At 73.0% G+C, this 13,145-nt stretch carries 13 protein-coding genes and 1 pseudogene; 8 read left to right on the top strand and 6 right to left on the bottom strand.

Going from position 1 to position 13,145, the window contains the following annotated elements; all coding sequences use genetic code 11:
- Window positions 1–296 (bottom strand): winged helix-turn-helix transcriptional regulator (locus E1286_RS41180; RefSeq protein WP_132621815.1); only part of this gene is annotated, 296 nt, incomplete at its 3' end.
- A gap of 192 nt (window positions 297–488) precedes the next feature.
- On the opposite strand from E1286_RS41180, the pseudogene E1286_RS41175 reads away from it, so the two are divergent.
- Together E1286_RS41175 and E1286_RS41170 are read left to right on the top strand one after the other, a co-directional pair.
- A pseudogene (locus tag E1286_RS41175) lies at window positions 489–1,133 on the top strand (alpha/beta fold hydrolase); the annotation flags it as partial.
- A gap of 190 nt (window positions 1,134–1,323) precedes the next feature.
- Window positions 1,324–2,073, top strand: coding sequence for a maleylpyruvate isomerase N-terminal domain-containing protein (locus tag E1286_RS41170; protein ID WP_132621811.1), 750 nt, complete (start codon window positions 1,324–1,326; stop codon window positions 2,071–2,073).
- Here the strand turns inward: E1286_RS41170 and E1286_RS41165 are convergent.
- Window positions 2,054–2,875, bottom strand: coding sequence for an alpha/beta fold hydrolase (locus E1286_RS41165; RefSeq protein ID WP_132621809.1), 822 nt, complete (start codon window positions 2,873–2,875; stop codon window positions 2,054–2,056). The genes E1286_RS41170 and E1286_RS41165 overlap by 20 nt on opposite strands.
- A gap of 46 nt (window positions 2,876–2,921) precedes the next feature.
- Entirely contained in the window at window positions 2,922–3,359 is a 438-nt protein-coding gene (locus E1286_RS41160; RefSeq protein ID WP_246075609.1) for a MarR family transcriptional regulator, read from the bottom strand.
- A gap of 41 nt (window positions 3,360–3,400) precedes the next feature.
- On the opposite strand from E1286_RS41160, the gene E1286_RS41155 reads away from it, so the two are divergent.
- Both E1286_RS41155 and E1286_RS50920 read left to right on the top strand, forming a co-directional pair.
- On the top strand, window positions 3,401–3,754 hold the full coding sequence (locus E1286_RS41155) for a nucleotide pyrophosphohydrolase (protein WP_132621807.1): 354 nt from the start codon (window positions 3,401–3,403) through the stop codon (window positions 3,752–3,754).
- A gap of 479 nt (window positions 3,755–4,233) precedes the next feature.
- Window positions 4,234–7,536, top strand: a complete 3,303-nt coding sequence (locus E1286_RS50920; RefSeq protein WP_246075608.1) for an AfsR/SARP family transcriptional regulator — start codon at window positions 4,234–4,236, stop codon at window positions 7,534–7,536.
- Here the strand turns inward: E1286_RS50920 and E1286_RS41140 are convergent.
- Window positions 7,531–7,983, bottom strand: a complete 453-nt coding sequence (locus tag E1286_RS41140) for an SRPBCC family protein (protein WP_132621805.1) — start codon at window positions 7,981–7,983, stop codon at window positions 7,531–7,533. The two genes, E1286_RS50920 and E1286_RS41140, sit on opposite strands and share 6 nt — an antisense overlap.
- Window positions 7,984–8,079: 96 nt before the next feature.
- On the opposite strand from E1286_RS41140, the gene E1286_RS41135 reads away from it, so the two are divergent.
- Genes E1286_RS41135 through E1286_RS41125 form a run of 3 tightly spaced genes read left to right on the top strand, consistent with a single transcriptional unit; the run spans window position 8,080 to window position 11,056 of the window.
- A complete protein-coding gene (locus E1286_RS41135) occupies window positions 8,080–9,309 on the top strand; it encodes an amidohydrolase family protein (RefSeq protein ID WP_132621803.1) in 1,230 nt (409 codons plus the stop codon).
- A 14-nt stretch (window positions 9,310–9,323) separates the two neighbouring features.
- A complete protein-coding gene (locus tag E1286_RS41130) occupies window positions 9,324–10,379 on the top strand; it encodes an alpha/beta hydrolase (protein WP_132621801.1) in 1,056 nt (351 codons plus the stop codon).
- A complete protein-coding gene (locus tag E1286_RS41125) occupies window positions 10,376–11,056 on the top strand; it encodes a helix-turn-helix domain-containing protein (protein ID WP_246075607.1) in 681 nt (226 codons plus the stop codon). The genes E1286_RS41130 and E1286_RS41125 overlap by 4 nt, the downstream gene beginning before the upstream one ends.
- Here E1286_RS41125 and E1286_RS41120 read toward each other — a convergent pair.
- Window positions 11,040–11,678 (bottom strand): alpha-ketoglutarate-dependent dioxygenase AlkB family protein, encoded by a 639-nt coding sequence (locus tag E1286_RS41120; protein WP_132621799.1) that lies wholly within the window; start codon window positions 11,676–11,678, stop codon window positions 11,040–11,042. The two genes, E1286_RS41125 and E1286_RS41120, sit on opposite strands and share 17 nt — an antisense overlap.
- A gap of 85 nt (window positions 11,679–11,763) precedes the next feature.
- On the opposite strand from E1286_RS41120, the gene E1286_RS41115 reads away from it, so the two are divergent.
- Window positions 11,764–12,570, top strand: coding sequence for an alpha/beta hydrolase (locus tag E1286_RS41115; protein ID WP_132621797.1), 807 nt, complete (start codon window positions 11,764–11,766; stop codon window positions 12,568–12,570).
- Window positions 12,571–12,585: 15 nt separating this feature from the next.
- Here E1286_RS41115 and E1286_RS41110 read toward each other — a convergent pair whose 3' ends face one another.
- A complete protein-coding gene (locus E1286_RS41110) occupies window positions 12,586–12,921 on the bottom strand; it encodes a hypothetical protein (protein ID WP_132621795.1) in 336 nt (111 codons plus the stop codon).
- Window positions 12,922–13,145: the final 224 nt, after the last annotated feature.

The raw sequence follows: 13,145 nt of genomic DNA, 5'->3' as shown, positions 1-13,145 counted from the left end.
GCCTCCAGGGGGTCGCGGATGTCCTCGGCCAGGGGCGTGATGGCGTACTCGACGCTGGGGGGCGCGTCGGGGTGGACGGTACGGGTGACCAGACCGTTGCGTTCGAGGTTGCGCAGGTTGAGGGTGAGCATGCGGCGGCTGATGCCGTCGATCGCGCGCTCCAGCTGGGTGAAGCGGCGCGGGCCCTCGCCCAGTTCGACCAGGATCTGGATGCACCACTTGTCGCCGATCAGCCGCAGCACCTCGGGGAGCGGGCAGTCGGCCTGGTCCGTTACCGCGGTGTTCCGTTGCGCCAAGAAAGTGCCTCCTTTTCAGCGTCTCGATGGTGGCGGAGGATGAGTCCCGTTACAAGAGGTAACGTTCCTGGTTGTAAGGGGATATGTCATGCCTTTTGCGTATACTGACGGCTACAAGATCTCGTACGCGGTGTCCGGAGCGGGGGCGCCCGTGGTGCTTCATCCCGGAATGTTCGAGGACGGGGCCACTGGGCCTACCTCGGTTACACCGAGGTCCTGGCCGCTGCCCACACGGTGATCGCGATCGATCCGCTCGGGCTGGGCGCGAGTGACGCGCCCCGCACTCCGGCGGCGTACACGCTGGAGCGGCGGGCCGCGTCCGTCGTCGCCGTGCTCGACGACCTCGGGCTGGATCGGGCCGCCTTCTGGGGGTATTCGCTGGGCGCTCTGACCGGCTACGCGGTGGCCGCCTGCGCGCCGGAGCGGCTGACCCGCCTGGTGGCCGGGGCCTTCGACCCGTACGGGTTCATGGCGCGGGTGCCCGCCGTGCTGGCCGCGCTCGGGCTGCCCGCCGACCACGACCCGTACGAGCTGGTGAGGGGCGGGGCGCTGGAGTCGGCGTACCAGGTTGCCGTGATCGAGGCGGGCGACGCGGCGGCGCACCGCGCGAACTACGAGGCGTTCTCCCGCGAGCCCGGCCTGGCCGACCGGCTGGCCGCCTCGGAGGTGCCGACCCTCATGTACGCCGGCACGGCCGACCACTGGCACGAGCCGATGCGCGACTATGCCCGCTCCCACGGCGCGGAGTTCTTCTCGGTGGCGGACGCCGACCACGCCACGGCCCTGCGCCGCCCGGCGGACGTGCTGCCCCGCGTCCGCGACTTCCTCTCCCGCTGACCTGCTCGGGCGCGCACCGCCACGTGCAGCCGCCGCGCGCGGAGCTCCAGGCGCACGGACATGGTGTCGAGCATGAACTCGTCGGCGCCGCCTCGATGCCGCGCCCCTTGGCCGTGCTGACGCCGGTGAATTCGCTGATGGGCGATCCGATTGTGACCGACGACACTCGATCATGTGTTTGAATTGGCGTATGGATTCTCCCCGATACCTGGAGCTGTTCGACCGTGACGCCGCGCGTCTGCGGGAGGTCGCCGTGCGCGATGTGGGCGCGCCGGTGCCGTCCTGTCCCGGGTGGACGGCTGCCGACCTGTTGCTGCACGTCGGCGAGGTCTACCTGCACAAGGTCGAGGCGATGCGCCGGGGCGCCTGGCCCGACCCCTGGCCGCTGCCGCCCGAGCCGGCCGAGCCCGCCGGATACTTCGACCGCGCCCTGTCCGTGCTGCGCGCCGAGTTCGCCGCGCGCAAGCCCGGCGAGCCGGCCCTCACCTGGTACGACGCGGACCAGACGGTCGGCTTCTGGGTGCGCAGGATGGCCCTGGAGACGGTCGTGCACCGGGTCGATGCCGAGCTGGCGGCCGGTGAGCCGCTCGCCCCGATCCCCGACGACCTGGCGCTCGACGGCATCGACGAGATCCTGGTGGCGTTCCTCGCCTACGCGGCGGCCAAGTGGCCCGAGGAGTTCGGCGACGGCCTGGCGGCGGCGGAGGGCCGTACGGTGTCGATCCAGGCGGGCGACCACCGCTGGCTGGTGCGCCCGTCCGCCTCAGGGGTCGAGGTGGCGAAGGGCTCCACCGCCGAGGCCGACGCCTCGGTGACGGGCTCGCCGCACGACGTCCTGCTGTGGCTCTGGGGCCGCCAGGGCGGCACGACCCCGTCCTTCTCCGGCGGCTCGGAGCCGGTCGAACGTCTGCGCGGCCTGCTCAAGGACGCCACCCAGTAGAAACCCGGAGGAGCTCGCGGAGGCTGGCGGCGTACGCGCGCGGGTGGCTGGTGTTGCCGTTGTGCCCGCCCGGCAGCTCCGCGAGCTCGGTCCCGAGGCGCTTCGCCAGCTCGACGGCGCAGCGGCGGTCGAAGACGGTGCTCGGTGTGCCGCGGCCGGCAGCGGGCACGATCGGGGTCCGGCAGCCCGACAGGTCCAGCTCGTCCTGGATCACGGCGGGGAAGTCGTATCTGAGGAAGAAGTCGAAGTTCGCCTGCCGCCGGAGCGTCATGGGCTGCGGGGTCAGATCGGGTTCTGCGTCGGCGGTGATGCCGAGGACGCGCGGGATCTCCGCGACGGCGGCGGCGAGGCCGCCGTCGAGGTAGCGGTCGCGCACCTCGGTCAGCTCCGCGCGGTGCCGGGCCTGCTCGGCCGGGGGGAGCAGCCAGGGGGCGACCGGTTCGTGGGCGATGAGCAGGCTGAGCTGCTCGGGATGGCGGACGGCGAGGTGCAGGCCGATGGTCGCGCCGAGACTCTGACCCAGCATGATCGCGGGTTTCTCGGTGAGGTGGGCGAGCAGCCGGTGCACGTCGTCGGCGTGCTGCTGGACGGTCACGCCCGCGCCGGGGTCGCCGACGGTGCTGCGGCTCAGCCCGCGCCGGTCGTACGTGACCACGGTGTACTCGTCCGCGAGCCGGTCCACCAGGTCGGTGGTGCGGTCGGCGTCGCCCTCGCCGCTCTGGGAGATCAGTAGGAGGGGGCCCGTGCCGCGGATCGCGTAGTGGAGGGACGCTCCGGGCACGCGCAAGGTGTGCGAGGTCATGCCGCCCAGCCTAGTCCATCAGATTTGATACATCAAAAAAGATGAATTATCGCGCCCCGGGGACGAGCCGTTCCGCGAGGGCTTCCAGGGCTGCGACGGTCTCGCTGACGCGCTGGGGGTCGTCCGTACCCAGCGCGGCCGCCAGAGCCTTGTCGATGGGGGTGTCGCGGACCTGCGACACGCGGTCGGAGACCTCGGGCGCCTCGCGGATGATCGTTCGCCGGCGGTCTCTCGGGTCGGTCTCCGTGATCACCGCCTCCGTCTCGCGCAGCCGCGCGACGGCAGCGGACACGGCACTCTGTGGCAGGCCGGTGCGGGTGGCGATCTCGCCCACGGTGGTGTCGGGATGGCCGCGCAGGTCGCTCACGACGATGAGCACGGTGCGCAGGCTCGTGGAGTGCTCGCCGATGCCCTCGGTCGGCATCGCCTCCTCGCCGATCTTCATCAGTGTCCGGCCCAGCAGGAACAGTTCGACCCCATTCACGCTCAGAAACATACAGGCGGGAGTCGGTAGGGTCCTGTGGCGTGACGACGGAGCTGGAAGGGCTGGCCGAGCGGCTGCGGGAGTTCGCGCGGGTGCGGGAGTGGGAGCAGTTCCACACGCCGAAGAATCTCGCGATGGCGCTGGCGGGCGAGGTCGGGGAGCTGGTGGCGGAGTTCCAGTGGCTGACGGCCGAGGAGTCCCGCCACCCCGACCCCGAGTCGCTCACCCGAATGCGTACGGAGCTGGGCGACGTGACGCTCTATCTCGTGCGCCTGGCCGACGTCCTGGGCGTCGACCTGGTGGAGGCGGCGCGGGCCAAGCTCGACGACAACGACCGCCGCTACGACGCCGACCGCTACCGCGGCTCGGCCCGCAAGGCCCCGCCCACCGCCTGACCGACGGGGCTGTACCTGGGCAGGCTGAAGACCCCCGACGCGTACGCCGAGGAGCCCATGGAGGCGGTGACCTTGTTCTGCGGCCGGTTCCTGCAGCTGATGGCGTGGGAGCCGCAGGTGCGGACCTGCCGGCTGAGCATCGCCGAGGCCGAACGGCTGCCCGGCAGCTCGCGCGTACTTCGACGCCGTCTTCGCCGGCACGTACGAGCGGCTCGGCGTCTACCTCGCCGAACGGTTCGCGATGGACGGCGCGGGCGGCGCGGTGCTCGCGGAGGACCTGCTCGGCCGCACCGTGCTGCCGCGGCTGCTGCGCAGGCTGCTCAACGTCGAGGAGGCGATAAGGACGTCCCCGAGCCGGCGACCCTGGCCGAGGACGTCGACCTGGACGCGATCCGCCGGACGGTCACCGCGACGCTGCCCGGCTGAAGGTCCGCGAAAAGGGCGGCATTACCAGCAGAGGCCCGCATAAGGTGGCGAGCATGCGATTTGGGGTGCTGGGGCCGCTGGCGGTCTGGACCGACGCGGGGGAGCCCGTCACCATCCCCGGTCTCAAGGTACGCGCGCTGCTCGTGGACCTGCTCGTGCACGAGGGCCATCCGGTGTCCGTGGACCGGCTGGTCGACGACCTGTGGGGCGATGACGCGCCGGCGAATCCGGCGGGCGCGCTGCAGGTGCGGGTCTCGCAGCTGCGCAAGGCGTTCGAGGACGCCGAGCCCGGCGGCAAGAACCTCGTCGTCTCCCGCGCCCCCGGCTACCTGCTGCGCTGCGACGACGGCGCGCTCGACGCCGCCCGATTCGCCGGTCTGCTCGCCGAGGCGGAGGCCGCGACCAGCCCGCGCACGAAGGCCGAGCTGCTGGCGGGCGCGCTGGCCCTGTGGCGCGGCCCGGCGTACGCGGACTTCGCCGACGAGGAGTACACCCGCTCGGCCATCCTGCGGCTGGAGGAGCAGCGGTTGTCGGCGCTGGAGCAGCACGCGGAGGCGCGGCTGGAGCTCGGCGAGCACGGCCTGCTCGTCGGCGAGCTGGGCGACCTGGTGGCCCGCCACCCTCTCAGGGAACGTCTGCGCGCCGTCCACATGCGCGTCCTCTACCGGGCCGGCCGCCAGAGCGAGGCCCTCGCCAGCTACGGCGAGCTGCGCGAACGGTTGTCCGAGGAGCTCGGCCTCGACCCCGGGCCCGAGCTGGTCGCGCTCCACCAGGCGATCCTCGGCCAGGACCCGGCGCTGAGCGTGCCCGTGGAACGCCCGGTGACCAACCTGCCCGCCTCCGTCAGCAGGCTCATCGGCCGGGAAGAGGCTCTGGCCGAGGTGTGCGCGCTGGTCACCGAGGACCGACTGGTCACCCTCACCGGCAGCGGCGGCGTCGGCAAGACCCGGCTGGCGGTGGAGGTGGCGAGCCGGCTGCTGGACGCGTACCCGGACGGAGCCTGGCTCGTCGCGCTCGACCAGGCGTCCCGGTCGCCGGCCGAGGCCGTCATCGCGGCCCTGGACATCAGGGAGGACGCCTCCGGCGGCTCCCCGGTCGGGCACCTGGTCGCCGCGCTCAAGCCCCGGCGGACGCTGCTCGTGCTGGACAACTGCGAGCACGTCGTCGAGCAGGTCGCCGAGCTGGCCGAGACGCTGCTGCGGGCCTGTCCCGAGCTGCGCGTCCTGGCCACCAGCCGCGAGCCGCTGGCCGTGTCCGGCGAGGTGCTGTGGAGCGTGCCACCGCTCGACGTGCCCGCCGCCGCCGACCTGGCCACCATGGCCCGCTCCGACGCCGTACGGCTCTTCGTGGCCAGGGCCGCCGCGTCCGCCCGCGGGTTCTCGCTGGACGCGTCCAACGCGCAGGCCGTGGCGCAGCTGTGCCGGCGGCTCGACGGCATCCCGCTGGCACTGGAGCTGGCCGCGACCCGGGTGCGGGCGCTCGGCGTGCACGGTGTCGTCGCCCGGCTGGACGACCGGTTCCGGCTGCTGGCCTCCGGGCAGCGCGGGGCCCCGGCCCGGCAGCAGACGCTCACCGCCGTGATCGACTGGAGCTGGGACCTGCTGTCCGGCGACGAACGCACGGTCCTGCGCCGCCTCGCGGCGCACGCCGACGGCTGCACGCTGGAGGCCGCCGAGGCCGTCTGCGCCCTCGCCGACATCCCCGCCGCCCGCCGTCCCGGTGACGCGGCGATGCTCGCGCACGGTGACGCGGCTGCTCCGGGACCCGGTGACGCGGCGCGACCGGCGGTCGGTGACGCGGCTGCTCCACGGCTCGGTGACGCGGCGGGACCGGCGTTCGGCGACTCGGTGACGACCGAGCTCGACGTGCTGGATCTGCTGGCCCGGCTGGTCGACCGGTCGCTGGTCGTGGTCGCCGACGCGCCGACCGGTATGCGCTACCGGCTGCTGGAGTCGGTGTCCGAGTACTGCCGGGCCCGGATGTCCGACGCGGGCGAGCTCGACCGCGTACGCCTCGCACACCTGCGCCACTACCTGGAGCTCGCCGAACGCGCCGAGCCCGAGCTGTACGCGCACGACCAGCGCGACTGGCTGCTGCGGCTGGACGCCGAGGCCGCCAACATGCGGGCCGCCCTCGACACGGCGGTGGCCCACGCCGACGCCGGCGCCGCCGCCCGGCTGGTGAACGCGCTCGCCTGGTACTGGTTCCTGCGCGGCAGGCTCGCCGAGGCCCGACGCTCGCTGGAGACGGCCCTGTCCGTGCCTGTCTCTGCGCCGGCCGCGCCCGGCACCGGCGCAGTACGCGCGCGGGCCGCCGCCTGGCAGGCCGCGTTCGCGCTGCTGGCCGGCGAGCACGTCGACTGGCGGCCGGTGCTGGAGGCCGTCCCCGACCGGCGCGAACGGGCCAGGGTCGAGGTGTTCGTCGGCATGCACGTCGAGGACATCGCGACCGGGCAGGAGCTGACGGAGCGGTCACTGGCCACGTTCCGGGAGGTCGGCGACAAATGGGGCGTTGCGGTCGCGCTCGTCCGGCACGCCATGGACGCCTTCACCCGCCGCGACCACGAGGCCCTGGAACGGATCGGCACCGAGAGCGCCCGGCTCTTCATCGAGCTGGGGGACCGGTGGGGCCTGCTGCGCGCCACCGAGTGGCTGGCCTCGCTGGCCGAGATGAGGAAGGACGCCGAGCAGGCCGCCCGGCTGTTCGGCGAGGGCCTGCGGATGGCGGAGGACCTGGGGCTGTGGCCGGAGGTCGCCTCGCACACCGCCTGGCTCGGCTGGGTCGCGCTCGGCAAGGGCGACTACGACACCGCCATCGAGATCTGCGAGCGGGCGCTGAAGCTGGCCACCGCCCAGGGCTATTCGCGGAACACGAGCATGGCCGAGATGGGCCTGGCCTTCGCCGCGCGCCGGGCCGGGCGGTACGACCTGGCGGAAAAGCACCTGAACCACCTGCTCGAAGGGCTGTCGCGCGACCCCGGCGGCGACTTCGCGATGCACCTGCCGGACACCCTGATCGAGCTCGGCTACCTCACGGAGCTGCGCGGCGACGCCGACGCGGCCATGCGGCTGCACATGGAGGCGCTGGGCCTGGCGCGCAAGGTCGGCGACCCCGCGACGACGGTGTTCGCCGTGGAGGGCGCGGCGGCCGCCGCGCGGCCCGAACAGGCGGCCAGGCTCCTCGGGCTGGCGGACGCGGTCAGGCGGCACAACCAGACGCCGGTCGGCCTGTCGGAGCGTCACGACATCGACCGCGCCGCCTCCCGGGCCCGCGCGGCTCTCGGCGACGAGGCGTTCGAGGCCGCGTACGCGCAGGGTGCCGCCGGCAAGCTGGACGACGTCGAGAAGCTGCTATGACCCGCGTTCGAGGTCGGCGGCGAGGCGGTCGAAGAACTCGATCCAGCCCGCCCTGGCCTGCTCGGCGTGCCGGTCGTCGGTGTTGACGCCGTACTGGTGGAAGCGCATCTCGGTCTTGCCCTCCACGTCGGCCAGCTCGACGGTCACCACGGACGCGGGGCCGTCGCCGGGCGCGTCGGGGTCGCCGGTGGTGAACACCAGCCGCGCCGGTGGCACCACCTCGCGGTACGTTCCGTCCAGCGTCACCTCGAACCCCTCCTCGCCCACGAGCGTGGCCCGCCAGACCCCGCCCGGCCAGGCGTCCAGGGTGATCCGGCCCACCGGCGTGGTCAGCGGCGGCGGTCCGAACCAGCGCGAGAACCGCTCCGGCTCGGTCCAGGCGGCCCACACCGCCTTCCGTGGGGCGTCGAACAGGCGGGCGATGACGTACTCGGCGGTCGGGGTCATGGCGGCGGTCCTTCCTCTGGGCGACGTCTCCACGGTGCCCGCCGGCGCTTACGATGCCCTTCTCACCTCCTTAAGGCGCGTGGCACGCTGGGACGCATGAGGATCATCCGCGCCGCCAAGGTGCTCACGGGACGTCCCGGGGAAGTGCTCGAAGACGGCGAGGTCCTCATCGACGGGGCGACGATCGTCTCCGTCGGCCCGAGAGGCCACGCGGGGGAGCACGCCGTGGCGGGAGAGGGCGACGTGCTCGACCTGCCGGGCCACACGGTGCTGCCGGGGCTCGTCGACGCGCACGTCCACCTGGGGTTCGACGACCGCGTCGACCCGGTGACCCGGCGCAGCCCCGAGAGCGACCACCATCTGCTGCTGCGCATGGCCGAGAACGCCCGCAAGCTCGTCTCCGCCGGCGTCACCACCGCGCGCGACCTCGGCGCGCGCGGCTTCCTCGACATCGCGTTACGCGACGCGATCGAGGAGGGCCTGGCCGTCGGCCCGCACGTCGTGGCCGCCACCCGGCCCATCACGATCACCGGCGGCCACTGCTGGTACATGGGCGGCGAGGCCGACGACGAGCCCGCCATCCGCCGCGTCGCCAGGGAGAATCTCCGCGCCGGCGCCGACTGCCTCAAGGTGATGGCCTCCGGCGGCCAGATGACCCCGGGCGCGCCGCCCAGCTGGATTCCCCAGCACGGCACCGAGCAACTCCGCGCCGTCGTCGAGGAGGCCGCCACCCGCGGCAAGGGCGTCGCCGCCCACGCTCACGCGCACGCCGCGATCCGCAGCGCCGTCGAGGCCGGCGTCACCACCATCGAGCACTGCTCGTTCTTCACCCCGTCCGGCCACCGCTACGATCCCGCGCTCGCCGACCTCGTCGCGGCGAGCGGCACGTTCGTCTGCCCCACCGTGCACGGCGCGTTCGAACGGATCCGCAAGGTCCACGGCGCCGAGATGCTCGACGCCTGGCTGGCCGGCGTCACCGCCATGCGCGAGGCCGGCGTCCGGCTCATCGCCGGCACCGACGCCGGGTTCGCCGTCGGCGGCATCGCCAACGAGACCGACGGGTACGTCGGAGGCCTGGAGGTGTTCGCGATGGCGGGCCACGGCAACGCGGAGATCATCGAGCTGGCCACCGTACGCGCCGCGGACGCCTGCGGGGTCGGGCAGGTCGCCGGCAGTCTCGACCCCGGCAAGCGGGCCGACCTCATAGCGGTCGCGGGCGATCCGCTCGCACGCCTGGCCGACCTGCGCAACGTCACGCTCGTGCTGGTGTCGGGGCGGTCCGTCGGCCAGGCGGGCGTCGACACCGTGACCTCGTCCGCCGGTTGAGTTGAGGAGAACGCATGCTGCCCTGGTCCGCCGAACTGGCCGGCCGTCTCGACCACCACGTCGTCGACAGCGCCCTGCTGCGCGGCAACCCGCTGGGCGACCCGCACGAGCGGCCGCTCATGGTGTACGTCCCGCCGGGCTACGACGACGCGCCGGGCCGCCGCTACCCGGCCGTCTACGTGTTGCAGGGCTACACCGGTCACGTCGCCATGTGGCTGAACCGGACGCCGTTCCGGCAGCCGTACCCGGAGTTGGCCGACGCGGTGTTCGCGGCCGGCGACGTGCCGCCCGTCATCGTCGTGTACGTCGACGCCTGGACGTCCCTCGGCGGCAGCCAGTACCTCGACTCGCCCGGCACCGGCCGCTACCACGCGTACCTGCGCGACGAGATCGTGCCCTGGGTGGACGAGCACTACCGGACGATCGCCGACCGCGACCACCGCGCGGTCACCGGCAAGTCGAGCGGCGGCTACGGCGCCATGGTCACCGCCATGCTGGCCCCCGACGTGTTCGGCGCCCTGGCCACGCACGCCGGCGACGCGCTGTTCGAGGTCTCCAACCGTTCCGCCTTCCCGGTGCTGGCCCGCAGGCTGCGCGACATGTACGACGGTTCGTACGAGACCTTCCTGAACGACTTCCGCGGCAGGATCGCCGGCACCAAGGAGGGCGACCTCGAACTGCTGGAGACGTACGCCTACGCGGCCGCCTACTCCGCCGACGACGACGGCACCGTACGCCTGCCGTTCGACGACACGGGCGCGGTCGTGCCGGAGGTCTGGCGGCGCTGGGTGGAGCGCGACCCCGTCACGATGGCCGGCCGGCCGCAGTACGCGGAGGCGCTGCGGTCGATGCGGGCCATCTGGGTGGACGCCGGCAAACGGGACGAGTACTTCCTGGACTTCGGCGCGCTCGCCTTCCGGCGGGCGCTGGAAGCGGCGGGCGTACCGGATGATCGGGTCTTCTTCGAGCTGTTCGACGCCGGTCACGGCGGCATCGAATACCGCTACCCGCTCGCGCTGGCCTGGCTTGCCCGCCGCCTGGCGCAAGGCCGCGCTACGCTGCCCCAATGACACTGAAGGACCAGGTACGTGAGCTGCGCCGGCAGGGCAAGTCGCCCAAGGAGATCGCCCGCGCGCTCAAGGTCGCGCCGTCGGTCGTCGCGCCTCTCGTGCGCGCCATCGCGGCCGAGACGCCCGGCACGGGTGCGGCCGAGGTGGCCGGGTGCTGGATCAACGTCGGCTGGAGCGAGGGGCTCGGCGTCGACCCGGCGCGCGGCTGGGTGGACAACGAGCCCGAATCGGGCGGCGGCGGCATGGTCAGCGTGCTCGTCGCCCGGCGGCACGGCTACGACAAGCTGCGCGTCTGCGGCTACCTCGCCGACGTCTACTGCATGGGCGTGAAGAACGCCATCGGTCCCGACGTGATCGACGACCGCATGCTGAGCCAGTTCCGCGAATACTTCTTCAGCGATTACCGGGGCTGGCAGGAGGCGCCGTTCGAGCTGGCCCAGCACCTCGTGCTCGGGTCCGTCGACCACGCCCGCACGCTCGGGTTCGAGCCCGACGGAGCCTTCGAGCCCGGGGCCGACCTGCTCGGCGAGTGGGAGGGCGGCTCGGCGATCACGTTCGGCCGGGACGGGAAGCCGTACTACGTGGAGTTCCCCGGCGACGACCCGGCCAAGGTGCTGCGGACGCTGCGCCGCACACTCTCCGACGACGCGTTCGGCTACGTCACCGCAGGCCGGTGACGCGCAGCGTGAGGTTGAGCCGGCCGGAGCTCAGCCCGGTCGCCGGATCGCCGGTGCCGGCGTAGACCTTCGGCACGCCGTGGTAGGCGAAGCGCGACGGCCCGCCGAACACGAACGCGTCACCCGAGTCGAGCCGCACGTCGGTGTACGGCCTGCCGCGCGTCTCGGTGTTGCCGAAGCGGAACAGGCAGGCGTCGCCGATGCTCAGCGACACGACGGGGGCGTCTGACTTCTCGTCCTTGTCCTGGTGCATGCCCATCTTGGCCTGGCCGTCGTAGAAGTTGATCAGCGCGGTGTCGGGGTCGTACGCGCCTGCTTCGCCGTAGGCGTCGGTGACGGCGCGCCGGCCCAGGTCGGCCAGCCACTCCGGCAGCGGGGCCACGGGCCGGCCGTTCACGTCGTCGGCGGTCCGCGTGTACCGGTACGGCTGCCAGTGCCAGCCCAGGCAGACCGTCTGCACCGACATGACCCCGCCCCGGGGCAGCACGGTGTGCCGCATCGGCACCGGCTCCTTCGCCCACGCGCGGCACGCCTCGACGAGGCGCCGCCGCTCGTCGAACGTCAGCCACCCGGGCAGGTGCACCGCCCCCGGCGCGATCTCCCTGATCGGCAGTGGAATCACCTCTCCAGTCTCCCAGCGCGGGTGGACGATCTAGGACGGACGGCGTACTTTCGAGCCCCGGAGCGAAGCAGGGTAGGAGCAGAGCATGGCCGAGTCCCGCGAGCACACCTTCACCGGCACCAGGGGCCGCGTCACGGTCCGCGAATGGCCCCATGACGATCCGCGCTACGTCGCGCTCCTCTGCCACGGATACGGTGAGCACATCGGCCGCTACGAGTACGTGGCCGACCGGCTCGTCCGCCACGGCGCCGCCGTCTACGGGCCCGACCACATGGGCCACGGCAGGTCGCAGGGCGAGCGGGTGCTCATCGACGACTACGAGGACGTGGTCACCGACGTCCACACCGTCGAGGAACGCGCCAGGGCCGACCACCCGGGCGTTCCCGTGGTGCTGATCGGCCACTCGATGGGCGGCATGATCGCGGCCCGCTACGCCCAGCGGTACGGCTCCGGCCTGACCGCCCTCGTGCTGTCCGGGCCGGTGATCGGGGAGTGGCAGGTGCTGACCGAGCTGCTGGCGTACCCCGAGCCGCCGGACACCCCGATCGACCCGGCCACGCTGTCACGCGACCTGTCGGTCGGGGCCGCGTACGGCGAGGACCCGCTCGTGTGGCACGGCCCGTTCAAGCGCCGCACCCTGGAGGCCCTCTCGTCCATGCTCGGCACGATCCGCAAGAGCGGCACGCTGGGCGCCCTGCCCACGCTGTGGATCCACGGCGAGGAGGACCGGCTGGTGCCTCTGGCGGGCAGTCGCATCGGCATCGAAGCCGCCCGCGGCACCGACTTCACCGAACGCGTCTACCCCGCCGCCCGCCACGAGGTCTTCAACGAGACCAACAAGGACGAGGTCCTGGACGACGTCACCACCTTCGTGGACCGCACCCTGCGCTGACATCCTCACCAGGGGTCAGGCGACGGCGAGCCAGACGTGGCCCTTGCCCTGGGTGCGGGTGAGCTCGATCTTCCAGCAACCGCGCTTCGGGAACACGAACCCGGTGCCCCACTCCTGTCCGGGCCGCTCCCAGGTCGACCCCGCGTGCTCCTCCGGACCCCAGGTCCGCTTGGCGGTCGTCCCGTCCGGGAGGGTGGCCTTGATCGTGAGCGGGCCCTCACCGGTCATCCGCCACACGATCTTGACTTCCTGGCCCCGGGAGAGGGGCGCCTCCTTGACGAACAGCAGCGCCCAGAGCTCGGCGTCCCGCGACGTCCCCCGCACCTCGGGAAACCCCTCCCCGATGAGCACCCTGCTCCCGTTGCACCCCCCTCGGCGACGACCGGCGCGGGGCTCTCGCTTCCGGCACGGGCCGCGGGAGTGGCACCGGCACTCTGCCGCGCACTCGCACCGGCGCTCGAACCTGAGCCTCCGCCGACATTCGGTCTCGGGCTCGTGCCGGATCCCACGGCGGGCCCGGCGGCCGGTGCCTCCGCCCCACATCCGGCGGCCACCAGCCCCACCCCCGCCAGCAG

It is taken from the genome of Nonomuraea terrae, assembly GCF_004348995.1.
Classification (GTDB): Bacteria; Actinomycetota; Actinomycetes; order Streptosporangiales; family Streptosporangiaceae; genus Nonomuraea; species Nonomuraea terrae.
The sequence above is the reverse complement of the archived record's forward strand: the minus strand, read 5'-3'. Positions and strand labels throughout refer to the sequence as shown.

Excerpts from the sequence above, each read along its gene's own strand:
- E1286_RS41170 (WP_132621811.1), top strand. The coding sequence starts at position 1,324 with ATGGATTCTCCCCGATACCTGGAGCTGTTCGACCGTGACGCCGCGCGT.
- E1286_RS41165 (WP_132621809.1), bottom strand. The coding sequence starts at position 2,875 with ATGACCTCGCACACCTTGCGCGTGCCCGGAGCGTCCCTCCACTACGCG.
- E1286_RS50920 (WP_246075608.1), top strand. The coding sequence starts at position 4,234 with ATGCGATTTGGGGTGCTGGGGCCGCTGGCGGTCTGGACCGACGCGGGG.
- E1286_RS41140 (WP_132621805.1), bottom strand. The coding sequence starts at position 7,983 with ATGACCCCGACCGCCGAGTACGTCATCGCCCGCCTGTTCGACGCCCCA.
- E1286_RS41135 (WP_132621803.1), top strand. The coding sequence starts at position 8,080 with ATGAGGATCATCCGCGCCGCCAAGGTGCTCACGGGACGTCCCGGGGAA.
- E1286_RS41130 (WP_132621801.1), top strand. The coding sequence starts at position 9,324 with ATGCTGCCCTGGTCCGCCGAACTGGCCGGCCGTCTCGACCACCACGTC.
- E1286_RS41125 (WP_246075607.1), top strand. The coding sequence starts at position 10,376 with ATGACACTGAAGGACCAGGTACGTGAGCTGCGCCGGCAGGGCAAGTCG.
- E1286_RS41115 (WP_132621797.1), top strand. The coding sequence starts at position 11,764 with ATGGCCGAGTCCCGCGAGCACACCTTCACCGGCACCAGGGGCCGCGTC.